The sequence below is a fragment of the Sphingorhabdus sp. genome, assembly GCF_044239005.1.
In the GTDB taxonomy this organism is placed as follows: Bacteria; Pseudomonadota; Alphaproteobacteria; order Sphingomonadales; family Sphingomonadaceae; genus Sphingorhabdus_B.
The window spans coordinates 1-21164 of the sequence record NZ_JBIICH010000021.1 but is presented as its reverse complement, the minus strand read 5'-3'; the positions used below and the strand labels follow the sequence as shown (position 1 = coordinate 21164).

22 protein-coding genes, 2 tRNA genes and 1 pseudogene are annotated in these 21164 nt (G+C 57.0%); 14 read left to right on the top strand and 11 right to left on the bottom strand.

Annotated elements, in window-relative coordinates; genetic code table 11:
* From ACILQA_RS03170 to ACILQA_RS03160, 3 genes and pseudogenes are all read left to right on the top strand, one after another.
* A pseudogene (locus ACILQA_RS03170) lies at positions 1-308 on the top strand (bifunctional methylenetetrahydrofolate dehydrogenase/methenyltetrahydrofolate cyclohydrolase); the annotation flags it as partial.
* 4 nt (positions 309-312) lie between these two features.
* Positions 313-999 (top strand): hypothetical protein, encoded by a 687-nt coding sequence (locus ACILQA_RS03165; protein WP_395628380.1) that lies wholly within the window; start codon positions 313-315, stop codon positions 997-999.
* The gene (locus ACILQA_RS03160; RefSeq protein WP_395628379.1) at positions 996-1619 is read left to right on the top strand and encodes a MarC family protein; all 624 of its coding nucleotides are present in this window, start codon (positions 996-998) and stop codon (positions 1617-1619) included. The genes ACILQA_RS03165 and ACILQA_RS03160 overlap by 4 nt, the downstream gene beginning before the upstream one ends.
* Here the strand turns inward: ACILQA_RS03160 and ACILQA_RS03155 are convergent, their stop codons facing one another.
* Positions 1620-2237 (bottom strand): LON peptidase substrate-binding domain-containing protein, encoded by a 618-nt coding sequence (locus ACILQA_RS03155; RefSeq protein ID WP_395628378.1) that lies wholly within the window; start codon positions 2235-2237, stop codon positions 1620-1622.
* Positions 2234-3163, bottom strand: coding sequence for a tetratricopeptide repeat protein (locus tag ACILQA_RS03150; RefSeq protein ID WP_395628377.1), 930 nt, complete (start codon positions 3161-3163; stop codon positions 2234-2236). The genes ACILQA_RS03155 and ACILQA_RS03150 overlap by 4 nt, the downstream gene beginning before the upstream one ends.
* A 164-nt stretch (positions 3164-3327) precedes the next feature.
* Between ACILQA_RS03150 and ACILQA_RS03145 the strand changes: the two genes are divergently transcribed.
* Positions 3328-3402: transfer RNA gene (locus ACILQA_RS03145), tRNA-Gly, on the top strand.
* Positions 3403-3722: 320 nt separating this feature from the next.
* Here the strand turns inward: ACILQA_RS03145 and merB are convergent.
* Positions 3723-4406: an organomercurial lyase gene (merB, locus tag ACILQA_RS03140; RefSeq protein ID WP_395628376.1), complete on the bottom strand. Its 684-nt coding sequence runs from the start codon at positions 4404-4406 to the stop codon at positions 3723-3725.
* Positions 4407-5324: 918 nt separating this feature from the next.
* Here merB and ACILQA_RS03135 point away from each other — a divergent pair.
* Positions 5325-6998, top strand: coding sequence for an amidohydrolase family protein (locus ACILQA_RS03135; RefSeq protein ID WP_395628382.1), 1674 nt, complete (start codon positions 5325-5327; stop codon positions 6996-6998).
* A 454-nt stretch (positions 6999-7452) separates the two neighbouring features.
* Here ACILQA_RS03135 and ACILQA_RS03130 read toward each other — a convergent pair whose 3' ends face one another.
* Positions 7453-8559 carry a zinc-binding dehydrogenase gene (locus ACILQA_RS03130; protein ID WP_395628375.1) on the bottom strand — a complete coding sequence of 369 codons (1107 nt, stop codon included), beginning with the start codon at positions 8557-8559 and terminating at the stop codon, positions 7453-7455.
* Positions 8560-8667: 108 nt separating this feature from the next.
* Positions 8668-9078, bottom strand: a complete 411-nt coding sequence (locus ACILQA_RS03125; protein WP_395628374.1) for a GFA family protein — start codon at positions 9076-9078, stop codon at positions 8668-8670.
* 115 nt (positions 9079-9193) lie between these two features.
* Between ACILQA_RS03125 and ACILQA_RS03120 the strand changes: the two genes are divergently transcribed.
* Complete coding sequence (locus ACILQA_RS03120; protein WP_395628373.1) at positions 9194-9469, top strand: SDR family NAD(P)-dependent oxidoreductase; 276 nt, start codon at positions 9194-9196, stop codon at positions 9467-9469.
* Between the two features lie 11 nt (positions 9470-9480).
* The gene (locus ACILQA_RS03115) at positions 9481-9624 is read left to right on the top strand and encodes a hypothetical protein (protein ID WP_395628372.1); all 144 of its coding nucleotides are present in this window, start codon (positions 9481-9483) and stop codon (positions 9622-9624) included.
* Between the two features lie 231 nt (positions 9625-9855).
* Here the strand turns inward: ACILQA_RS03115 and ACILQA_RS03110 are convergent.
* Positions 9856-9945, bottom strand: a tRNA-Ser gene (locus ACILQA_RS03110).
* 79 nt (positions 9946-10024) lie between these two features.
* On the opposite strand from ACILQA_RS03110, the gene ACILQA_RS03105 reads away from it, so the two are divergent.
* Positions 10025-10945, top strand: a complete 921-nt coding sequence (locus ACILQA_RS03105; RefSeq protein ID WP_395628371.1) for a peptidylprolyl isomerase — start codon at positions 10025-10027, stop codon at positions 10943-10945.
* A gap of 35 nt (positions 10946-10980) precedes the next feature.
* Here the strand turns inward: ACILQA_RS03105 and ACILQA_RS03100 are convergent, their stop codons facing one another.
* From ACILQA_RS03100 to hemC, 3 genes are read right to left on the bottom strand one after another with little or no spacing between them, the layout of a single operon-like run.
* Positions 10981-11817, bottom strand: coding sequence for a hypothetical protein (locus tag ACILQA_RS03100; RefSeq protein WP_395628370.1), 837 nt, complete (start codon positions 11815-11817; stop codon positions 10981-10983).
* Positions 11814-12533 (bottom strand): uroporphyrinogen-III synthase, encoded by a 720-nt coding sequence (locus ACILQA_RS03095; protein ID WP_395628381.1) that lies wholly within the window; start codon positions 12531-12533, stop codon positions 11814-11816. Before ACILQA_RS03095 ends, ACILQA_RS03100 begins: the two co-directional genes overlap by 4 nt.
* A 2-nt stretch (positions 12534-12535) precedes the next feature.
* Positions 12536-13471: a hydroxymethylbilane synthase gene (gene hemC, locus ACILQA_RS03090; protein WP_395628369.1), complete on the bottom strand. Its 936-nt coding sequence runs from the start codon at positions 13469-13471 to the stop codon at positions 12536-12538.
* A 42-nt stretch (positions 13472-13513) separates the two neighbouring features.
* Between hemC and tsaD the strand changes: the two genes are divergently transcribed.
* Genes tsaD through ACILQA_RS03075 form a run of 3 tightly spaced genes read left to right on the top strand, consistent with a single transcriptional unit; the run spans position 13514 to position 17078 of the window.
* Complete coding sequence (gene tsaD, locus ACILQA_RS03085) at positions 13514-14548, top strand: tRNA (adenosine(37)-N6)-threonylcarbamoyltransferase complex transferase subunit TsaD (protein ID WP_395628368.1); 1035 nt, start codon at positions 13514-13516, stop codon at positions 14546-14548.
* On the top strand, positions 14545-15540 hold the full coding sequence (locus ACILQA_RS03080; protein WP_395628367.1) for an NAD(P)H-dependent glycerol-3-phosphate dehydrogenase: 996 nt from the start codon (positions 14545-14547) through the stop codon (positions 15538-15540). Before tsaD ends, ACILQA_RS03080 begins: the two co-directional genes overlap by 4 nt.
* 41 nt (positions 15541-15581) lie before the next feature.
* Positions 15582-17078, top strand: coding sequence for a lipopolysaccharide biosynthesis protein (locus ACILQA_RS03075; RefSeq protein ID WP_395628366.1), 1497 nt, complete (start codon positions 15582-15584; stop codon positions 17076-17078).
* Here ACILQA_RS03075 and ACILQA_RS03070 read toward each other — a convergent pair.
* On the bottom strand, positions 17075-18070 hold the full coding sequence (locus ACILQA_RS03070; protein ID WP_395628365.1) for an adenosine kinase: 996 nt from the start codon (positions 18068-18070) through the stop codon (positions 17075-17077). The two genes, ACILQA_RS03075 and ACILQA_RS03070, sit on opposite strands and share 4 nt — an antisense overlap.
* A gap of 74 nt (positions 18071-18144) precedes the next feature.
* Here ACILQA_RS03070 and ACILQA_RS03065 point away from each other — a divergent pair, with 74 nt between their 5' ends.
* Both ACILQA_RS03065 and ACILQA_RS03060 read left to right on the top strand, forming a co-directional pair.
* Positions 18145-18810 carry an EI24 domain-containing protein gene (locus ACILQA_RS03065; RefSeq protein WP_395628364.1) on the top strand — a complete coding sequence of 222 codons (666 nt, stop codon included), beginning with the start codon at positions 18145-18147 and terminating at the stop codon, positions 18808-18810.
* Complete coding sequence (locus tag ACILQA_RS03060; RefSeq protein WP_395628363.1) at positions 18807-19199, top strand: hypothetical protein; 393 nt, start codon at positions 18807-18809, stop codon at positions 19197-19199. The genes ACILQA_RS03065 and ACILQA_RS03060 overlap by 4 nt, the downstream gene beginning before the upstream one ends.
* Before the next feature lie 13 nt (positions 19200-19212).
* On the opposite strand, the gene queG is transcribed toward ACILQA_RS03060, so the two are convergent.
* Complete coding sequence (gene queG / locus ACILQA_RS03055; RefSeq protein WP_395628362.1) at positions 19213-20337, bottom strand: tRNA epoxyqueuosine(34) reductase QueG; 1125 nt, start codon at positions 20335-20337, stop codon at positions 19213-19215.
* 46 nt (positions 20338-20383) lie between these two features.
* On the opposite strand from queG, the gene ACILQA_RS03050 reads away from it, so the two are divergent.
* Positions 20384-21164, top strand: a 781-nt coding sequence (locus ACILQA_RS03050) for an ABC transporter ATP-binding protein (RefSeq protein WP_395628361.1), incomplete at its 3' end; no start/stop codon positions are given.

Sequence of the window (21164 nt, the reverse complement as noted above, 5' to 3'; positions counted from 1 at the left end):
TGCCCGATGTGGTGCGGCGCGCGGATATTGTTGTCGCAGCGGTTGGCCGCGCTGAAATGGTAACCGGCGACTGGTTGAAACCGGGCGCGGTGGTCATCGATGTCGGTATCAACCGCCTTGCGCCCGCGGATGGGCAAAGCAAGGGCCGGCTGGTCGGCGACGTTGCCTTTGATGATGCCCTCCGTCATGCTGGCGCGATCACACCTGTGCCCGGCGGCGTTGGCCCCATGACCATTGCGTGCTTGTTGCGCAACACTCTGGTCGCCGCGCATCGTCGTGCAGGGATCATAGTGCCGGAAGGTATATGACGTCATGAAACCCGTTTTCGCCCTGATACTTGTTGCGGCGTTGACGGGTTGTGCCTCTGGCCCGCGTCCAGAGTTTCGCACGTTCCAACCCAAGATTGCCAATCCAAGTGCGATCATCGCGGCGGACATTGGGTTTAACCAGCTTGCCCAACAAAAGGGCCAATGGACGGCATTTCGTGAAACGGCTGCAAAAGATGCGGTGATGTTTGTGCCGCAACCTGTGGCCGCGTCCGAATGGTTAAAGGGCAAGGCTGATCCGGCAGTATCGGTGAAGTGGCAACCGCATAAGGCATATATGTCCTGCGACGGCAAAACCGGCGTCACGACGGGTGCATGGCAACGGCCCGATGGCTCGGTTGGCTATTTCACCACCGTGTGGGAATTTGTCGAAACGAACAATCGCGGTGATGGCGAATGGAAATGGGTGCTGGATCATGGCGACGCCCTGACCGTGCCGCGCATGGCGAAGGAAATGATTGAGACCAAGGTTGCGAGTTGCAAGGGCCGTGCGCCCGCGACGCTGGTGGCGCCACCCGAGGGCGCGAAGATGAAGATCGGTTATGCGCGGGATCAGTCACTAAGCTATAGTTGGATCGTGCACCCAAATGGCGCGCGCACCATTGAAATCAAATTGTGGAACGGTGAAGCGACGGAGACCGTGATTACCGATCAGGTGGCCGCTTCATTATGATGGAGCTGTTCCTCTCGGCCTTCATCACATTTTTCGTGGTGATCGATCCTCCGGGATGCGCGCCAATTTATGCGAGCCTGACCAAAGGCGCAAATGCCGCGCAGCGCCGCAATATGGCGTTTCGCGCGGTCATCGTCGCGTCGGGCATATTGTTGGTGTTTGCATTGTTTGGCGAACAATTGCTCTCGGCACTGCACATTGAACTGAACAGCTTCCGAATTGCAGGCGGCATCATGCTGTTTCTCATCGCCATCGACATGGTTTTTGAAAAGCGCACGGAACGCCGCGAAGAACGCGCGCAGAAAATCCTCGACACCCCCGAAATCGAAGACGTCTCGGTCTTTCCCATGGCCATGCCGATGATTGCTGGGCCAGGCTCCATCGCATCGGTCATGCTGTTGATGTCGCAAAATAGCGGCGTTGATCGCGCAGGCGTGATTCTTGGCGCGCTTGCCACCGTGCTGGTGCTCACCTTGCTGGCGCTTCTGGCTGCTGGTCCGATCATGCGGGTGCTGGGCGCAAATGCAGAGGCTGTTATCACACGGCTTCTTGGCGTGCTCCTCGGCGCGCTTGCGGCGCAGTTTGTTATTGATGGATTGCGCGCAAGCTTTGTTGGCTGATTATTGGAGCGTTACCCGGTCGTCCGATCCGTCATGCCGTCCGAAAAACTGCATCAATTGAACGATCGTATCTGCGCGGTCTGACAATCCTCGTGCCTCCAACAACGCCTGTTTTGCGGCATAGTCAAATGGCGCGATTTGGGCGATGGCATTGACCAACGAATAATCATCCAGCTGCGACACCGCACTCCAATCGATACTATAGCCCTGCGCTTCGGCAAAACGGCGCGATTCGATTTCGAGTGAGGCGCGTTCCGCCAGCGATAGGGCATCGCCAATTTCGTCTTCTTCCCAAAGCTCCGCTTCGACCTGCCGAAAGCTGGTGGTGACATTCAGCTCATGCACGATCGAAAAGCGCTGCACGCCCTCCAGAATGATATTGTATCTGCCATCGTCGAGCGCCTCCACATCGTGGATGCGGGCAAGACAGCCGACGGTGAACAGCGGCGGGTTGGTGCCCTGTCCCTTTGGCTGGATCATGCCGATTTTGCGGTCACGCGCCAGCGAATCGCCGACAAGGTCACGGTAGCGTGGTTCAAAAATATGCAGGGGCAATTGCATGCCCGGAAAAATAATGGCCCCGGTGAGTGGGAAAATCGAGATACGGCGCGTGGTCATCCGAACAAGATCGCAGACAATTTGCGGCGTGTTGCCGACACCCATGGGTCTTCAAGACCGATGACCGCGAAAATTTCCAAAAGCCGTGCCTTTGCCGCGCCTTCATTCCATTCGCGGTCGGCGGCAATGATATGCAGCAGCGCTTCGGCTGCGCCATCGCGGTCACCGGCGGCCATTAACGCATTTGCGAGATCAAGCCGTGCTTGATGGTCTTCGGGCGCTGCATCAACGGCTGCTTTCAAACCGGCTAATTCTTCGGGCGGGACAGCGGCGGCGGCAATGCTTAATATCGACCCCGCCTTTTCCAGCGCAGGATCGGCGCGCAGTTCTTCGCTCAGGCTATCATAAACCGCCTGTGCCTCCTCCAGACGGCCAATAGCGGCCATAGTCCGGATAAGGCCCGACAACGCTGCGGGATGCTCTGGCGATATCGTCAGCGCCTCTGCAAACAGCCCATAAGCCTGCTCGGCGCTATCATGCGCCAAAAGATCTTCTGCAGCTTCCATCAGCGGCAAGAGGGCAGCTGTGGGGTCATCCGCAACCGGCCCTGCCGATATCGGCAATTTTTCAAGCAACTGGTCCAGCATTTGCTTCAACTGCGGCTCTGTGCGGGCTGGCGACAGGTCCGCAACGGGCTGTCCCTGAAAAATGGCATAGACAGTGGGAATCGAGCGCACCTGAAACTGCGACGCGATGAACTTATTTTCGTCGACATTGACCTTGGCCAAAACGACGCCGCGATCTGCATATTCTGCGGCAACCTTTTCCAATATGGGCGTCAACTGCTTGCATGGGCCGCACCATTCGGCCCAGAAATCCAGGATCACCAATTTGTCCATCGACGGCGTAACGACGTCGTTACGGAATTGCTCAACGGCTTTTTGCTCGTCGGTGGTAAGGCCCATCGTCGCCACTTCATTCTCCATTCCACAAGATTCGTTTCATCCCTATGTGGGCAAAGAGACAGGTTTCACAATAGAGGCATTACCCCAGTTTTCGTAAAAAGCCGATATTTGGGGCTTGCAGGGGAATATACCCCATGCTAACGGCGCGCCTCACCCGTCAGGATTTAAAGAACCTGACCGCCAGAGCGGGCGTAGCTCAGGGGTAGAGCACAACCTTGCCAAGGTTGGGGTCGAGGGTTCGAATCCCTTCGCCCGCTCCAGTTTTCTTAGGAAAATCAAGGACTTACAAAATAGTCCTTTTCGAGATTCCCCCAAAAAACCTATAAACGGATCATAAACGGATTTAGTCGTTTTTGAGAGACGTTGATGGACTCTGCTGGAACAACGCCAAAAACTGGGAATCGGGCGACGCCATTGCTAGGGTGAAAGATCGCTCTAAGTCGATCGCCCTTAGCGAATCCTGACATTGCTAGATTATGGTTTGTTGATACGGAAAACCGCTGGGAAACTGGGTGTGTCACTCTCTACTGTTCAGCGGGTTAAGATGGAGAAGTTGACCTGCTTGGGGTGGCGTGGACACTTACGCATCCAATCGCCAAAACGCGTCTGTAAAACCGTGTTTCAAAAACAGTTCTTTTGCTTCCTCGACCGTTCGCTTCTTCCAAGGCGCACGAAGATAATCTCCATACCAATCTGCCGCAAAACTCCACATTTTTGGTAATGGCACAACGGCGCCAAGCGGAAGGTCGTGGCGAGCGCACCAAGCGTTGATATCTGCTGTTGAACGGAACGGTTGAAATGAAGCGCAGGCATGAATGACATTGTCCCACCATTCACTAACGGGTGTCGAAAGGTGTAATAGGAGTTCTTCTTCTTGAACTTTGCCGTTGGTCACGTGGATTACGATGGGTTCCTGTTCACCGCCCATGCGCGTGTGAATTTCAACATCTTGCTCAAGCGCTGCCGCTATACCCATGCCACAATACACGCAGTTTGCCCACCATCCACGATCGCCCGATTGCACCCAGCAAGAACCCGGCGAAAGGGCGAATGGATGCACGACCCATGGTTTGCAACGATGCGGATGCAATTGCAAAGCGTGCGCTTCATGCAGTTGCTGTAGAGTCTGCTCTATTGTTTCGACAGTTTCGCCCAAGCGCTCTGATAAAATTTGATTGCTTGGCGCGTATCCCATTTCTGCAATGCCGCGCGTGAGTGCGCCCCGAACAGAAAAATGCAAAGGTGTAAGTGTGACATCGCCCATTTCAGGTTTTTGCGTAACTATTCGTTGTGATGCAAACTCTTATTTTTAACAGGTCACCGCCCATTTCGAAATGCGTTTATGCCGTCGGGTCCCATATTCATCTTGCTTAAAACGGGGTTTAGCGGGGACTTGCTTTCATTAAGATCGCCAAGGAAACTCTGAAAAGTTTCCAACCAAAATCAGGCAAAAATTCTGCGCCGCAAAATCGGGTTCTGTTAGGGTCGCAATGCCGGTTTTTGTAAACGTAACATAAACGGATTTGAGCAAGCCCATAATTATTGTTTTATATCAATATATTGCTGTGGACCGGTCACTTGCCAAGGTTGGGGTCGAGGGTTCGAATCCCTTCGCCCGCTCCAATTATTTCAATGACTTAGGTGTTATCGGCTTTGCTGCTCAAAGCGGGCTTGCAGCGTGCGTCTTTATAAGCGTTCCGATTGGAACGCCCGCGCAAAAATCGCGGAAATTCAGTGTTTAAGTCGGTCTTGGATTGGGCATTGCCGGTTAATGCGATTTGCACTGCGCTCATCTTTGTGTTCAGCATGCTCCTAAAAACGGATGAGCGACGATCATCCGTAACGCTTTGGGACCGGTCCGCGCAATCCCAAACCCCACAAAAGTCACATTTGCCCGGTAAGAGTCGTTGGTGTCCCACACCGTTTGCCAGCGTTCCAATTGGAACAGTCTATTTTGGTGGAAAGCCTCATCGGCCGTCGTCCCTGATCATGTGTCATGGCAACTTTTTGGCCGGTAACCGACTGGCAACTTTCACGTCGCTAGGGCGAGAAGCGGCCCTTTAGCCGCCGAAGGGCGATGCCTAACTTCGACCCATTGAAAGTCCTTTTCGGCTGTCGGAGACGCCGCTATGCTGCGGGCATGCAAGGGGCCAATCTAGGCTTATTGGCGGGGGATAAGATGATGCGTGTTTTTTCTAAATTCTGGCTGTCTGCCGGCGTGCTTTCGGCCGCTCTGTGCGCGGTTTCCCCGGCATTTGCCCAAGCCCCAGCCCCGCAGAAGGTTGAGGCGGTAAAACCACGGGCGGGCGCGAACCCGGCGCCCGCACGGGCGGCCGGCGAAGGTGCAGGGCCGTTCCGCAAAATGGTAATCCGCGGCGCGATGCTGATTGACGGCACCGGCGCGCCGCCGCGCGGACCGGTCGACATCGTTGTTGAGAACAATCGGATCGCGGAGATATTGGACGCAGGCACGCCCGGGCTGCCGATGAAGCAAGGGCGTGAGCCCCGTGACTTCGACCATGAAATTGACGCCGCCGGCATGTGGGTGCTTCCTGGCTTTATTGACACCCATGTCCACGGCAGTTCGGCGGACAAAGCGCCAGATCTTGGCTATTCCTATAAGCTGTGGCTGGCCCACGGGGTGACGTCGGTGCGGGGTGTAAATCTGGCTCCTTGGAACGTCTCAACTGTCGAGAAGGCTCGTTCCGCACGCAACGAAATTGTTGCCCCTCGCATCTTTGATTACCAGCGGCTCGGCCAAGGCTGGGATAAGGGGCCGGTGATAACGCCGCAGCAGGCGCGCGAGTGGGTCCGCTGGGCCGCGAAGAACAATATTGACGGTATAAAGTTCGGGATCGGTCCGACCGAGGGACCCGAGATATTCAAAGCCGCGATCGATGAGGCAAAGAAGCTAGGGCTTGGCACCACAGCGCACCTTACGCAAACAGGGGTCGCGATGATGAATGCGCGGCAGGCGGGTGAGGCTGGGCTCGGAACGGTGACCCATTTTTACGGCCACATGGAATCGCTCCTAAAGAATGGTGCGATTCAGGATTATTCCGCCGATTACAGTTTCAATGACGAACAATATCGCTTCGCGGAAGTCGCGGACATTTGGGACGACATCTACGAGCCGGGTTCCAAGGAATGGACAGACTATCTGAAGGCGCAAAAGGACCAAGGGGTCACCTTTGATCCCACTATGACCATTTACGCGGCCTCACGCGACCTGATGCGGGCACGCAACGCCGACTGGCACAACGAATACACAATGCCGCAGCTTTGGGACTTCTTCCAATCGTCGCGCGAGAACCACGGCTCTTACTTCTTCGACTGGACCACCAAGCAAGAGACACAATGGCGCAATTTCTACGCGCGCTACATGCGTCTCTTGAATGATTATAAAAATATCGGTGGCCGGGTGACGACCGGCACGGACAGTGGCTTCATCTTTAAAACCTATGGCTTCGGCTTTCCCGAAGAGTTGGAGATGCTGCAGGAAGCAGGCTTCAACCCGCACCAAGTGATCCGCGCCGCAACGATGAATGGCGCGCAGGCGCTGTACGAGCCTAAAGGGATTACCGATCCCCCCATCGGGATGGTCCGGGTAGGCAAGCTTGCCGACCTCGTCATCGTTAAAGAAAACCCGCTTCAGAACTTTAAGACGCTTTACGGTACAGGGACGCTGCGGTTGAACGAGCAAACCCAAAAGCTGGAACGCGTCGGCGGCGTCAGCTACACGGTGAAGGACGGAATCGTCTATGATGCTAAGCGGCTACTCGCGGACGTCGCGGCAATGGTGGCGGCCGAGAAGAAGCGGATGGGCTGGCCAGAACAGGGCGTGCCGCGGCCGTAAAGTGTCCATTACCGCGGCGCCCCGTTGAATAACCGGTGCGTATCTGCTTTGAACCAAGAGCAAACGTTGCGTACTCCAGTCCGGATAGTCGCTTTATAAATGGACGGAAATGGGCCGGGAGCGGACTGACTGGTCTTCGCTTGTTAAGGCCCTACGCTGCCACTCAGGTGTCGATCCCGCGTTCGAACAGCAGGTCTTCCGGGTTCCGCAGGCTTAAGGGGGCGCGGGGATAGCGACCATGCTGATGGTCTCCGGTAAAGAGTTAAAATAGCGGAATGGGCTGTCGGGTGTGCGAGGTTTGGGCACCGCCAATTCCTACCCTCGTCGGTCCACTTTTCAATCAAATGCATTTGCTTTGACCACACCAATTACTGCTGGCGAACGGGATCACTGATTCCCTTCGCCAGCCGGTAATGTTTGAAAGGCATTCAAGCGATTCAGAGATCGCGGATATCTAGGGCGTAACGAGGTATTTCTCGCCCGTGCGCATTGCGCGGTAATCGATCGCTGAGTCTTTTTCGAGCATCTGTTCCAGCGTAACTCTCTGCTTGTAATGGCTGGCGAAGGTGGTGGTCAGATTGTCTAACACTCGCTTCCGCATCCGTGCAGTGGTTTCCATTCCCGCCTTTTGCAAGAATGGGAACAGCAGCCATCCCGACAGAGTGAAGCCGAAGCCGTAGGACGGCGTCAGGATCGTGGGGCTGACGTCCAAGCGGCCATAGATATACATCTTCTTCGCTTGATCCGACCCGTAACGGCTGAATTCCTTCATATTGCCAACAGCGACCTGTTCCATTGCCTTGAACGCCATATCGACAGAGGCCCCACCGCCGATCGGATCGAAGCCGAGATAAGCCCCCGTTTCGTCTATAGCGCTGCGCAATTGTGCCATGAAATCATCGTCTGACGTATTCACGATATGCTTCGCACCAAGGCTTTTTAGCAAATCTACCTGTTCCTGCTTGCGCACCACATTGACCAGCGAGATTCCGTCTTCCAGACAGATACGGTTGAGCATCTGGCCTAGGTTCGATGCCGCGGCAAAATGCAGGATGGCCTTGTGGCCTTCCATCTTTGCGGTTTCGACAAAGCCGAGTGCCGTCATCGGATTGACGAAGGCGGAGGCACCATCTTCAGACGAAATATCACCCAGCGGCAAGCACATGCTAGCTTCCGCAATGGAATATTGACTGAAGGCGTTTCCGGGAACGCAGGCAACCCGCTGGCCGACCAGCGCCTGCGCGGCGGGATTGTCCCCTGCGGCGACCACGGTGCCCGCACCTTCATTGCCCACAGGCATACGCTGCCCATGGCGGCCCTTGGAGCCGCTAAGGAAAGGCTCTGGCATTTTGGCGACGATCTTTCCTGGCGAATAGTGCGCGTTTTCGAGATCCGCGGCGCTGAATAGCAGCGCCAAATCCGAAGGGTTGATCGGCGCAGCCTCCATCCGCACCAGTACTTGCGTGCCCTTTGGTTCGGGGAAGGTCGTTTCGGCGACTTCAACCGTCAATGTTCCATTTGATTCCAAAGTAGTGAAAATCTGTTTTCCAACCATACTCATGAATGCTTCTCCTTAGTTATTCTTGTTATTCGGGATAATAGGCCGCTACAAAGTAAAGGGCGTTGAACGATGCGTTGGAACACGGTTAATGGACCAGCGGCGGTAATCTCATCCGGCTGGATTGGTTTCGAACGCGGGCGCGCCATCGATGCTGACCCATTCGAGCGCGCTTTTGGTCCAGATATGCGCCTGCGGATGAAACATGCGCGGGTCATCTAGTGTGCCGGACTTAATGTAGACCATTCCGGGCGTAGAGGCGACACGACTGAACAGCGGCGACCCGCACCGCGGGCAGAACTGGCGCAGTACTTCGCTGCCGTTGTCACCGCGATCGGCATACGTGCGCACTTCGCCAATCATCTCAAGCGCGCATTCGGGCACTCCGATAATCGTCGAGAATGCACTTCCCGACTGGCGCTGGCAGTGGCTGCAATGGCAGATCACCTGCATCGCTGGCTCGGCCCTGATCGTATAGCGCACGGCGGTGCATAGACAACTGCCGGTCTTGGTTCTGCTCATCAAGGCGATCCTCTTTTCCGCTCCGGACCGAAGCTTGCCCGCGCCGGGTGGCCGCTGTCAAGTCGCGGCGCGCCGCAGTCGTCGGCCCCGCGCCAGCGCACGGTAGGCGTAGGACTTGATCCGGTTATCCGCCGGCGGGGATGCATTTGCGCATGGCGCTGATGTAAGTAACCCCAAACAGATCGAAGATATGGTAGCTACGGCCATACGTGATGTGGCTCGAATCGACATTCTGGTCAACAACGTGGGAATTCTGCGCGACCGAGCATTCGGCAAAATGTCTATGGAAGATTGGGATGCTGTCGTACGGGTGCATCTGACAGGTGCTGTCACCTGCACCATGGCGGTTTGGCCACATAATTATTTAGCTTCCGCTTTTAGGGGGTTCTGAAACGGTCTCGCATGACGGACATTGGACGCAAAGCCGACCGACTTGCTGTGTCGCAGGCACCAATGTTCGGTGGTCTGTCTTTTGATCATTGGCGCGGTTGGATGATGGTTGCAATGCTCGACAAACGCTTCGATCTGTTGTTCGCGGTTTCTTGAGTGCCTTATGCCAGCGTTCGATCTTGCCCTGTGCCTGCAGATGCATCGGTACGAAGCAAACTTTACATGTTCGTAAATTATGGCTCGCAGTGAGAGGTAGTCTTAAACACCGGCTGGAGGAAGAATCTCCAGTCCATACCCCAGTACAACTTAAAAGTGGGGCTATATGTGGGTCTGGTGTAGCGTTTTTCAATTAATATTGTTTAAATACAGAGCGATGCTTGAATAAATTGGCGGAGACGGTGGGATTCGAACCCACGATAGAGTCACCCCTATACACACTTTCCAGGCGTGCGCCTTCGACCACTCGGCCACGTCTCCGCATTCCCCTAAGGGACGCACGCCCCTAGCCGCTCCTTTCCGCTTTCGCAAGGCACAGTGATTTGCCATAATCGTATTGGTGAAAAGATATCTGCCCCTGTTCGCCAGCGCCGCGATCTGCGCCGCTCTTCCCGTCTCTGCACAGGAGGCCAAGACCTATCCCGCGCCTTCGGAAATTGTGGCGGCAGCTAAATCGGACGACTGGGTTGCCATTGCCCCGTCGGATGTATTGGTGATGGACCTCGCCCCCGATTCGAAAGGCAAGTCCCGCCGCGTGATCATTCAATTGATGCCTGCGCCGTTCAGCCAGGGTTGGGTCAGCAACATTCGCAAACTGGCGGCCGCGCATTGGTGGGACGGCACAAGCATCAACCGCGTGCAGGACAATTATGTCGTACAATGGGGCGATGCGACCGAGAAGAAGGCGCTGCCGCAAGGGTTGGCGATTGTGGACGCAAAGGATTATGTCACCCCTGACTGGCCGACCAAGGATTGGATTTTGGCCCGGGCAGACGGAAGGCCAGACGCCTACGCGGGTGCCCATGGCTTCTATCTTGGCTGGCCGCTGGCACAAGGCCGTGAGGGGCTTTGGCCCGTGCACTGCTACGGCATGGTCGGCGTTGGCCGCAATCTGTCACCCGACACCGGCACGGGCGCGGAACTCTATACCGTGATTGGCCATGCGCCGCGGCACTTGGACCGCAACATCGCGCTGGTCGGACGGGTGATCGAAGGCATCGAGCATATGTCCAGCCTGCCACGCGGCACGGGCGCACTTGGTTTCTATGAGAAGGAAGAAGAGCGCGTGCCGATACTGTCGGTGCAGCTTGGGAACGCAGCGAAGGACGTGCCTGCGTTCGAATATCTGTCGACAGACAGCAAAAGTTTTGCGGCCTATGCCGACGCGCGCGCCAATCGGCGGGATGCTTTTTTCAACATCCCTGCTGGTGGCGCAGATATTTGCAACATTCCGGTCCCGATAAGGCGGAAAACCAACTAAGCCGTTTCATCCGCCATTGGGTTCAAACGGGTAACTCAGGGGGTTGGAACGGGAACGTCCGACGGTGCGGTCTCAACCGAGGGCGCAACGATTACGGGCACCGCTACGGGTTGAAGGATGGCGACCTGTTCCAGCCGGTCGAGCGCTTTGCGCGCATCGCTGAACCGTTTGGCTCGTGCCATCCATGATTGCGCGATGGATGCGCCGGGCAAAGCCGCAACTTCCTCCACAGCAAGATCAAGCTTGCCTGCATCGACCAGCGCTTCGGCGCGGATCAGCCGTTCATTTGGCGCGAGTGATGGTCCGTTTTCTTTGCGCAGCACGAACAGTTCCGACAATTCGCGCTTCACGGTCGCCCAATTGCTGTCGTCTCGATTGCCCGTCAAAAGCACCGGCGCAAGTCCGCGCAATTCGGTTTTCAAAGCATCAACCGTGACCGGCGCTTGCCCAGCCGATAAAACCGCGGCAACGGATTGCGGCTGGGTCGCGCCAAAACGCAGGCGCAACTGTTCGGCAAGAGCGCCCAGCGGCGCACCCTTATCGATCGCACGCCGCACCGCATAAATGAGCAACAGCCCATCCGCGCGCGCGGCTTCGGGCGAGAGCATATTGGGTGATGGGAAAGTTGGAACCATTTGGTCCGTAACCGGCTGTGCTATAACGCTAGCATCGGTGGTGGCCACATTGCCCACTGGTCCAGTGGATGACTCGGCCGCCACGGGGGCATCAGATGGTGTGAGAAAACCATATTTGTCGGCGATCACATAGGCGACAATCGCGCCACCCAAAAAGGCACATAAAATAAGTAGCATGATGTGCTTGAATGTGAATCCACGGCGTGACGTGGCGGTCGCTGTTTGAAAATCGGTCATGTTGCTCCTTCAATAGCGGCATTCGGCGGCGGGGCGCAATCTATCCTTGTAAAATGCTGTCCTATTGCGTCCATTAACGCGGCGTCATTTGGTGAGGTGGCGACAATTATCTGTGCCCAGCCCTCGCCCGCGCTTTCTGCGATAGCGATCGAAAACGTCGCGAGCGTGATTTTGCTCCGCGATAGGCCGCCCGCATCGCACAGACCAGCAAAGTGCGCCGCCGCGCGTGACGAATGCAGGATGACCGCATCGCATACTGCAACCTGCGCGGCGAAGTCCGCCGGTGTTTCCAGCGCCGCGCTTCGGTACACGATAGCGATATCAATGTGGGCGCCAGCAATCTGCGGAACAGCGCTGTGGTCTTCGCCTGCAAGCCATAAGAGCTTTTTATGGCCGTCTGCTGCAGCAACACCAACAAGTGCTTCCACGCCGCTTGATCCGGTCGCAGCGACTGGCAAAGACAGTTGGGCCAGCGCGCTGGCGGTCGCGCTGCCGACCGCATAGATCGGGGTGTCGGCCGCGTTTTCCAAAAATCCGCATGCGCCGCGCGCTGCATTTCCGCTGGTCAACAAAATCGCGTCATATCCGCCAACCGATACCGATGGCGGCGGCAGATGTTCAATGGCGAACAGGGGCATTAGCACTGGCGCATATCCTGCGGCTGTAAATCGGCGGGCGGTGGCATCTGCCCCTGGTTGCGGCCGGATAATCAGCACCTTCACGAAGCGAACATGCTCCGCAGTTCATCACTGGCATTTGCCAGCAATTGATCTGCCAATTGTGCCGGACCATCGATTGACGCGTCATAGACGATCTCGCCCGCGTGCATTTCCCGCCCATCAGCAGTGAAAACTTCACCTTTTAAGCGAATCCGGGCACCTTCGACCTGCGCCAATGCGGCAATGGGGGAGTGGCAATTGCCGCCCAATGCTTCAAGCAAAGCACGCTCGGCATTCACTGCAACGAAAGTGTCCACATCGTTAATCGCCGCCAAAAACGGGACGAGCTCATTGCGACTGGTCAACCGGTCAATCCCCACAGCGCCTTGCGATGCCGCCGGCAAAAACTGGCTCAGCGGCAATGGCGCGCCGACATTGGCCATGCCCAACCGGTCCAACCCGGCCGCCGCCAAAAGTGTCGCATCCGCATCACCATTTTCAATATGCGCCAAACGGGTTGCGACATTGCCGCGCAAGGGGACGATCCGCACATCAGGACGGGCACGTTGCAACTGCGCCGCCCGCCGTGGGCTGGATGTCCCGACCCGCGCACCATGCTTCAGATCGTCCAGCGACGCTGCACCAATCAATCGGTCGCGCACGTCCGCACGCGGTAGCATGGCGGAGATATCAAAAATGTCTGCGCGCACGGTCTCGACATCTTTCATCGAATGCACCGCGATATCAATCTGGTCATCGATCAGCGCGCGTTCCAACTCTTTGGTCCACAGCGCCTTGCCACCGATTTCGGCAAGCGGCCGGTCCTGAATCTTGTCACCTGTGGCGAGCATCGGGACCAAGACGACGGCATCATCGGGCAGATTATGCGCCGCTTTGATGGCAGCCACGGTCATCTCCGCCTGCGCCAAAGCGAGCGGAGACCGGCGTGTGCCGATGCGTAACGGACGGTCGGAGGAAAACGATATCATTGTCATGCGACTTGTTCATAGCGCCACGTCCACCTATGGGAAAGCGCAATGGCAATCATCCTTGGTCTTGAATCCAGCTGCGACGAAACCGCAGCGGCAATTGTGCGTTCCGACCGGACGATTTTGAGCCATGCCTTGGCTGGCCAGGAAGATCATCACCGCGCATTCGGTGGCGTCGTGCCCGAAATCGCCGCGCGCGCGCATGCCGAGCTGATGACCCCCTTGGTGGAAACCGCGCTCGCCGACGCAGGCATGACGTTAGATGATGTCGATGCCATTGCCGCAACCGCTGGCCCCGGTCTCATTGGCGGTGTCATGGTTGGACTTGTGACGGCAAAGGCGCTTGCCATGGCGTCTGGAAAGCCGCTGATTGCTGTCAACCATCTGGAAGGCCACGCGCTTTCGCCGCGGCTGGTCGATGCCGATCTCGCATTTCCCTATCTGCTTCTACTGGTATCTGGCGGCCATTGTCAGTTGCTGCGGGTGAATGGAGTTGGCGACTATAACCGGCTGGCCACCACCATCGACGATGCGGTGGGCGAAGCGTTCGACAAAACGGCGAAGATTTTGGGCCTTGGCTTTCCCGGTGGGCCAGCCGTCGAACGCGCAGCCGCGTTAGGCAACGCGAAAAATGTGCCATTACCCCGCCCGTTAAAAGGCGCTGATGAACCGCATTTTTCCTTTGCTGGCCTAAAAAGCGCCGTGCTGCGCGCGCACGAGACGGGCCAGTATAAAGTCGAGGATATTGCCGCGTCGTTTCAGCAAGCCGTTATCGACTGCCTGTACGACCGGATACGCTATACGCTGGATCGTATTGATGCACCGGCTGCGCTGGTTGTTGCGGGCGGCGTCGCGGCAAATGTCCCCATCCGCAATATGCTCGAGCAGCTTGCCGCAAGCCGCGGCATGCGTTTTGTTGCGCCGCCATTGTGGTTGTGCACCGACAATGGCGTGATGATCGCATGGGCTGGCGCGGAGAGATTTGCGATGGGCCTGACCGATGGCCTTGATTTTGTGGCGCGGCCGCGCTGGCCGCTGGATCCCAACGCAGCGCCCGCACGCGGTGCGGGCGTGAAAGCATGATCCAGATGCAATATCCAGTTGGTATCATTGGCGGCGGCGCATGGGGCACCGCGCTGGCCGCGGTCATGGCGCAAATCCATGATCGCGTCCTCATCTGGGCCCGCGAAGAAGAGGCTGTGCACAGCATAAACAACCAGCACGAAAACAGCCTGTTTTTGCCGGGCACATCATTATCGCCAAAAATTGAGGCGACAGCCGACCTCGCCCGCATGATCGCCTGTGAAAATTTGCTCATCGTGACCCCGGCCCAGCATGTGCGCGCCACGCTGTCGGCGCTGCCGGATACACAGGCACCGCTGATCCTGTGCGCAAAAGGCATTGAGGCCGATACCCAAATGCTGGTGTCCGATGTTGCGGCAGCAACGCGCCCGGGCAATCCGATAGCCGTGCTATCTGGGCCGACATTTGCGCATGAGGTTGCTGCCGGAAAGCCCACAGCGGTCACGCTCGCGACCGCCGATCAGGCGCTGGGTTCCGAATTGATGCGCCGCATCGCCACACCGTCGTTCCGTCCCTATTGGTCTGATGATGTCATCGGCGCGGAAATTGGCGGTGCCGTCAAAAACGTGCTCGCAATCGCATGCGGTGTCGTCGATGGCGCAGGTCTTGGTCTCAACGCGCGTGCGGCGTTGATTGCGCGCGGTTTTGCCGAGATGCAGCGATACGGCCTTGCGCGCGGTGCAAAAGCCGAAACGCTAGCCGGACTATCCGGATTGGGCGACTTGGTCCTGACGTGCAGCTCTGAAAATTCGCGTAACTTTTCCTTGGGTCGTGGCCTTGGGCAAGGTCAATCATCTCAAACCCTGCTGGCAGACCGCAAGACGGTTGCCGAAGGCGCATATACCGCGCCGGTCCTATTACAGTCGGCAACCGCGCTTGATGTCGAAATGCCCATCGTGAGCGCCGTATGCGCATTGCTGTCAGGATCAGCGACCGTCGATGCCGTCGTCACCGAATTGCTGGCACGCCCGCTCAAGTCCGAAAGCTGGTAACGGCGGACCTAATCCGCTAGCGTACCGAAAGAGGCGATCCATTGACTGCAGCCAGAACTGACGAAGAAGACATTCAGGCACTCGCAAAGGGTGGGCGGACGAATGTATTTGGTTTTCTTTTGCGGTTGGCCGCCCGTATCCCATTCTTGTTTATCGCGGGCAGACTTTATGGTCCCGAAGCGCTTGGCCGCTTTGCCTATGCCATATTGATTATCGAATTCGTCGCGCAGCTTGCTTCACTTGGCCTGCGCCGCGGGCTGGCGGAATTGCTTGCGAAGGGTGATCGCCCGCATGCCCACATGATTGCGGATGCCTTTTTCGCCGCAATGGCGGCATCAGCGCTCGGCGCTGCATTTTTGATCATGTTGCCCGAACTGATGTTTCCCAACAGCGGCATTAACGGGCTCGACCGGTTTCTGCCGCTCGCCATTTTTGCTATTGTCGCAACGGACATCGCCTTGTCCGCTTTGGCCTATAAATTCGATATCGCATCGACCGTGCGGGCACGTGCGATCGTTGAACCGTGGACAATCAGCATCGCGGCCGGCGCGCTTTATTTCTATTCCGCGCGTGATGGGTTGATCCTGTCCTACGTCGCTTCGCTGGCAGCTGCATTGTTGTTTGCACTATGGCCCTTGTGGCGCAGCTATGGCTTTGCGTGGGGATGGCGGCCAAGTGTGAAGCGTTCTTTGGTGATTGCCCGACGCAACCTGCCATTGGCCGCAGCGGACGCGGCTGAATGGGGCAGCAGGCGGCTGGACCTTGCCATATTGGGGCTATTTGCATCGCCCGCAGTGGTGGGTATCTATTATGTCGCCCAACAGGTGGCGAGCCTGCCGCAGAAGCTTAAAACCAGCTTTGACCCGATATTGGGTCCCGTCATCACGCGCAATTTACAGACCCGCAATTTTGCCGAAATCGCCAAACAGGTCGGCCAGGTCGGTTTCTGGATTATCGCGGCGCAGGCCGGAATTGCACTGGCGCTTGGTATCCCCGGCGAAGCGGTCATGGGATTAATGGGTCCCGAATTTGTCGGCGGAACAGCGGCGCTTGCCTTTTTGCTGGCGGCGGAAGTTGCGGCGGCCACGGCGGTCGTCAGTGAATCGGCTTTGGTCTATATGGCCCGTCACCGGAACTTGCTGATTTCAATCGGTATGTTGGCCGTGCAAACGTTGGTCAGCGTCGGCCTTATCATGCTGGTCGATGATATTGCCGTGAAACCAGAATATGTCGGCCTATATCAGGCAGCAGCCGTTGCCTGCGGGCTGATGATATCGCTGGGTATCGGCTCGATCATCAAATCGCGATTGCTGTCGCGGTTATTGGGACAGCCCATCCGCGTGTGGCGGTGGGCGTTGCTGGTTGCTGTCGCCGCGGCAGCATTGCTCGGCATGGCCATCGTCAGCGTCCCTGCCCGTTTGGAGTGGGTGGAACTGGCGATTGGCGTGCCTGCAATCCTTGGCCTTTATGGCTGGATTATTTGGCGCTGGGGCTTTGGCCCGGAAGACCGGGTGCTGTTCCGCAAGAAAAAGGATTAAGCCAGACGCTTGGCAACAAGCGCTGCAATATCCGCCTCTGGCCGCGCGCCATAATGCGAAATAATTTCAGCAGCGCAAACGGCGCCCATGACAAGGCATTCAGCCATCGGGCGGCCCTGCGCTATCCCTGCAAACACACCTGATGCGAACAAGTCACCTGCGCCTGTTGTGTCGACCAATTGGGCGACAGGTTCTGCGCCGACCTCGGTACGCACGCCGTTTTCGATGGCGATTGCGCCATGTTCGCCGCGCGTGCAGACCAACAATGGAACCTTCGCCGCGATGGCCGCGACCGATGCTTCGAAATCATCGCTGTTGTTGAGCGCACAAATTTCGACTTCATTCGAAAACAATATGTCGATGCGACCGGCGTCCATTTCGGCCAAAAAGTCTGGTCCGTGGCGCGAAATGACGAATGCGTCGGACAATGTCAGCGCAACCTTGCGACCCGCGGCACGCGCGACATCGATGGCGGTACGCATCGCGGCACGTGGCTCCTCAGGATCCCACAAATAGCCTTCCAAATACAATATGGCCGCGCTTTCAATCAGCGACTTGTCGATGAGTGTCGCAGGCAGATATTGCGATGCGCCCAAAAAGGTGTTCATCGTCCGCTGCGCATCGGGTGTGACGAGAATGTAGCAACGTGCGGTCGAAGGTGCGCCATCACGTGCAGGAATATCGAAATGGATACCGCCCGCACGAATGTCATGTGCGAACACTTGGCCAAGCTGATCATTTGCAACTTGCCCGATAAATGCCGTTTTATGTCCAAGCCGTGCAAGGCCGGCCAAGGTATTTGCGGCAGAACCACCGCTGATTTCACGGGCAGGACCCATGTGCGCATATAATGTCTGCGCACGTTCCTCATCAATCAGCTGCATGCTGCCTTTGGTCAGGCCTTCGCTGTCGATAAAAGCATCGTCGGTGTTGGCAATGATATCAACAATTGCGTTGCCAATGGCGAGGACGTCGAAGCGGCTTTCAGTCATGAATTTTCCTATAATTAAGCTCGCCGCGCCCTACTGGGGTTGGACATTTCGGGCAAGCGCTTTAGAAGCGCGACATGTTACAAGCGCTCCAGCTTTCGTTCCAAAGCCTTTCGGACAGGCGCGTGGCAATGCTGCTCATCAAAGTGGTGTTGTGCACCCTTGCCAGCTTCATTTTATTGGGCGTCGGCATGTGGTTCGCGTTCGATTGGCTTTTTGCGTGGCTCAACATTCAAAACGGCGCATATCTGTCGACCTTCCTGTCGCTGGCCATCGTCCCGATTTCGGCGTTTCTGCTTTTCCGGGTGGTCGCGGTCGCAATCACATGGATCTTTGCCGACGATATTATCGATGCGGTCGAAGATCGATATTATCCCCAGAAAGCTGCGTTTGGAAAGCGTCCGGGCTTCGGCGCTGGCGTGCATATGGCGGTGCGATCAATCGCGCGGGTGGTAGGTTACAATCTCCTCGCCTTGCCGCTGTATATTGTTTTGCTGGTGACGGGCGTTGGCACGGCTATCGCTTTCATGTTTCTCAATGCGCTCCTTTTGGGCAAGGATTTGGAAGACATGCTGATTGCCCGCCATGGCGCATCTCAAGGCAGCATCCAGAAACTACCGCGCCTCTTGCTTGGTTTCATTGGCACCGTTGGCATGCTGATCCCGCTTTTCAACCTGCTGGTGCCCGTGCTTGCTACCGCGATGGCTGCGCACCTGGTCCATTCAGGAAACAGAGCGATATGAAACACGCCATAAACGCAAGCGCGATCGCGTTGATTTTGGCAGGCTTTGTATCTGCGCCTCTTGCACACGCGCAAACCCGCCAGCCAGCGCCCGTACAACGCACTGCGCCGCCCATTCCCGTTCGCCCGGCCATGGGACCAAGGGGCCTAGAGGCGGCCATGGGCAAGGATGTCGCCACGTTGAAACGGCTTTTTGGCGAACCACGGCTTGATGTGGTTGAGGTTCATGGCCGCAAGCTGCAATTTGTCGGGAAAGCCTGCGTCCTTGATGTGTTTCTCTATCCAGAGGGCAAGGGCCGGACCGAAATCGTCACTTATGTCGACGCGCGACGCAGTGATGGTGCTGCGGTGGATCGCGCATCCTGCATTGATGCCTTGCAACGCCGCTGACTAGGTCCTGACCCTAACTCAGCATCCATTCGGCACAAACCGATGGGTCCAGTTCGTCGGCAAAGCGCACCTTTTTTTCACGCGCAAATATCTCGGGCGACAGCCGCGACATCGCCCAGATCGCGGCACCACGGACGACGGGTGAGGTGTCAGCCATGAGCATCTCGACCACGGGTAGCACGCCGAGGTCACGGCCATTGCCAGCCGCAATCAACACATTGCGCACAAAGCGGTCGCGGCCAATGCGCTTGACGGGCGATCCGGAAAACAGCGCACGAAACTGCGCATCATCCAAAGCCAAAAGGTCCGCAATGCGCGGCGCGACCAGCGCTTCGCGGGGCAAAAATGCCTTATGTGCTGCAGCGGTCTCGGCAAATTTGTTCCACGGGCAAACCGCCAGGCAATCGTCGCAGCCGTAAATGTGATTACCCATCAATGAACGCAGTTCGCGGTCGATGGGGCCCTTATGCTCAATGGTGAGATAGGAGATGCATCGGCGCGCATCGAGCTGATATGGCGCGGGGAAGGCATTGGTTGGGCAGATGTCTTGGCATGCCCGGCACGAGCCGCATGTGTCGGCCGCGGGAACCGATGGCGCGAGCTCTGCCGTCGTATAAATCGCACCAAGGAAAAGCCAGCTGCCATGTTCTTTGCTGACGATGTTGCTGTGCTTGCCTTGCCAGCCAAGTCCCGCCACCTCAGCCAGCGCCTTTTCCATAACCGGCGCGGTATCAACGAACACTTTGACGCCGACCTCTGCAGAATGGGCCAGCCAGCTGGCGAGCCGCTTGAGCGCGCCTTTAACGACATCATGATAGTCGCGCCCTTGCGCATAGACCGATATGCGCGCCTTTGTGTCATCGCCCGCAAGCGCCATTGGATCATGTGGCGGTGCATAGCTCATCCCCAGCATGATCACTGATTTTACTTCGGGCCATAAAATATCGGGATTGGCACGCTCATCGACGCGGCTTTCCATCCACAACATGTCGCCATGGCGGCCTTCATCAATCCATTGGCGCAGTCGCAACCCCGCGCGCGGCGCGAGGTGACCCGGCGCAATACCAAAGGCGACAAAGCCCTCACTCTGCGCCTTGGTCTGCAATTCGTTAACTATATTTGTGTTGTTTCTTTTCACGCGCCAACCTTATTCAGCACCGACCATCTCTCCGGGGCAATTTCATATGTACGCAATAGAGGCAAAGGGACTCGTAAAGCAATTCGATGGCTTTCGTGCTGTCGACGGGGTCGACCTCAAAATTCCGGAGGGCAGTATTTTTGGCATTTTGGGCCCAAATGGCGCTGGCAAGACGACCATGTTGCGCACTTTGCTTGGCATCATTGATCCTGATGCCGGAACCCGCAACCTGCTGGGTTCGGACCGCCCGATAACGCAGTCCCGCAATGTCGGATATTTGCCCGAAGAACGCGGTCTGTATCAATCAATGCGCGCGGTCGATACGATTGCGTTCATGGGCGCGCTGCGCGGGCTATCGTTAAAAGAGGGCGCGGAAAAAGGGCGGGCCTTGCTCGAAGAAGCTGGCCTTGGATATGCTGCGGACCGGCAGATTAGGCAGCTTTCCAAAGGGATGGCCCAGACGGTGCAGCTGATGGGGACAATCGTCCACGACCCAAAGCTGATCGTACTCGATGAACCTTTTTCGGGGCTGGATGCGCTCAATCAAGCCAAGCTTGAAAAGATGATCCACGCGCAAGCCGCCAAGGGTGTGACGGTGATTTTCTCCACCCATGTCATCGCGCATGCCGAACGTTTGTGCGAACGCATCGCCATTATCGCCAAGGGCAAAATCAGTTTCGACGGGCTTGTATCCGAAGCACGTGACCGCTTGCGGCCGCAGGTGCATCTGGAAACCGAAACGTTGGACGGGCCATGGCGATCGGCGCTGCCCCCTGAAACCAAAGCAGAAGGGCATTGGTGGCATTTCACCTTGCCCGAAACCGGGG

What these genes read in the sequence shown, in the direction of transcription:
- ACILQA_RS03070 (WP_395628365.1), bottom strand. Translation starts at nt 18,070, where the DNA reads ATGACTGAAAGCCGCTTCGACGTCCTCGCCATTGGCAACGCAATTGTT.
- ACILQA_RS03125 (WP_395628374.1), bottom strand. Translation starts at nt 9,078, where the DNA reads ATGAGCAGAACCAAGACCGGCAGTTGTCTATGCACCGCCGTGCGCTAT.
- ACILQA_RS03080 (WP_395628367.1), top strand. Translation starts at nt 14,545, where the DNA reads ATGATCCAGATGCAATATCCAGTTGGTATCATTGGCGGCGGCGCATGG.
- ACILQA_RS03155 (WP_395628378.1), bottom strand. Translation starts at nt 2,237, where the DNA reads ATGACCACGCGCCGTATCTCGATTTTCCCACTCACCGGGGCCATTATT.
- ACILQA_RS03165 (WP_395628380.1), top strand. Translation starts at nt 313, where the DNA reads ATGAAACCCGTTTTCGCCCTGATACTTGTTGCGGCGTTGACGGGTTGT.
- ACILQA_RS03100 (WP_395628370.1), bottom strand. Translation starts at nt 11,817, where the DNA reads ATGACCGATTTTCAAACAGCGACCGCCACGTCACGCCGTGGATTCACA.
- ACILQA_RS03160 (WP_395628379.1), top strand. Translation starts at nt 996, where the DNA reads ATGATGGAGCTGTTCCTCTCGGCCTTCATCACATTTTTCGTGGTGATC.
- hemC (WP_395628369.1), bottom strand. Translation starts at nt 13,471, where the DNA reads ATGACAATGATATCGTTTTCCTCCGACCGTCCGTTACGCATCGGCACA.
- ACILQA_RS03135 (WP_395628382.1), top strand. Translation starts at nt 5,325, where the DNA reads ATGCGTGTTTTTTCTAAATTCTGGCTGTCTGCCGGCGTGCTTTCGGCC.
- tsaD (WP_395628368.1), top strand. Translation starts at nt 13,514, where the DNA reads ATGGCAATCATCCTTGGTCTTGAATCCAGCTGCGACGAAACCGCAGCG.
- merB (WP_395628376.1), bottom strand. Translation starts at nt 4,406, where the DNA reads ATGGGCGATGTCACACTTACACCTTTGCATTTTTCTGTTCGGGGCGCA.
- ACILQA_RS03130 (WP_395628375.1), bottom strand. Translation starts at nt 8,559, where the DNA reads ATGAGTATGGTTGGAAAACAGATTTTCACTACTTTGGAATCAAATGGA.
- ACILQA_RS03115 (WP_395628372.1), top strand. Translation starts at nt 9,481, where the DNA reads ATGACGGACATTGGACGCAAAGCCGACCGACTTGCTGTGTCGCAGGCA.
- ACILQA_RS03150 (WP_395628377.1), bottom strand. Translation starts at nt 3,163, where the DNA reads ATGGAGAATGAAGTGGCGACGATGGGCCTTACCACCGACGAGCAAAAA.
- ACILQA_RS03065 (WP_395628364.1), top strand. Translation starts at nt 18,145, where the DNA reads ATGTTACAAGCGCTCCAGCTTTCGTTCCAAAGCCTTTCGGACAGGCGC.
- ACILQA_RS03060 (WP_395628363.1), top strand. Translation starts at nt 18,807, where the DNA reads ATGAAACACGCCATAAACGCAAGCGCGATCGCGTTGATTTTGGCAGGC.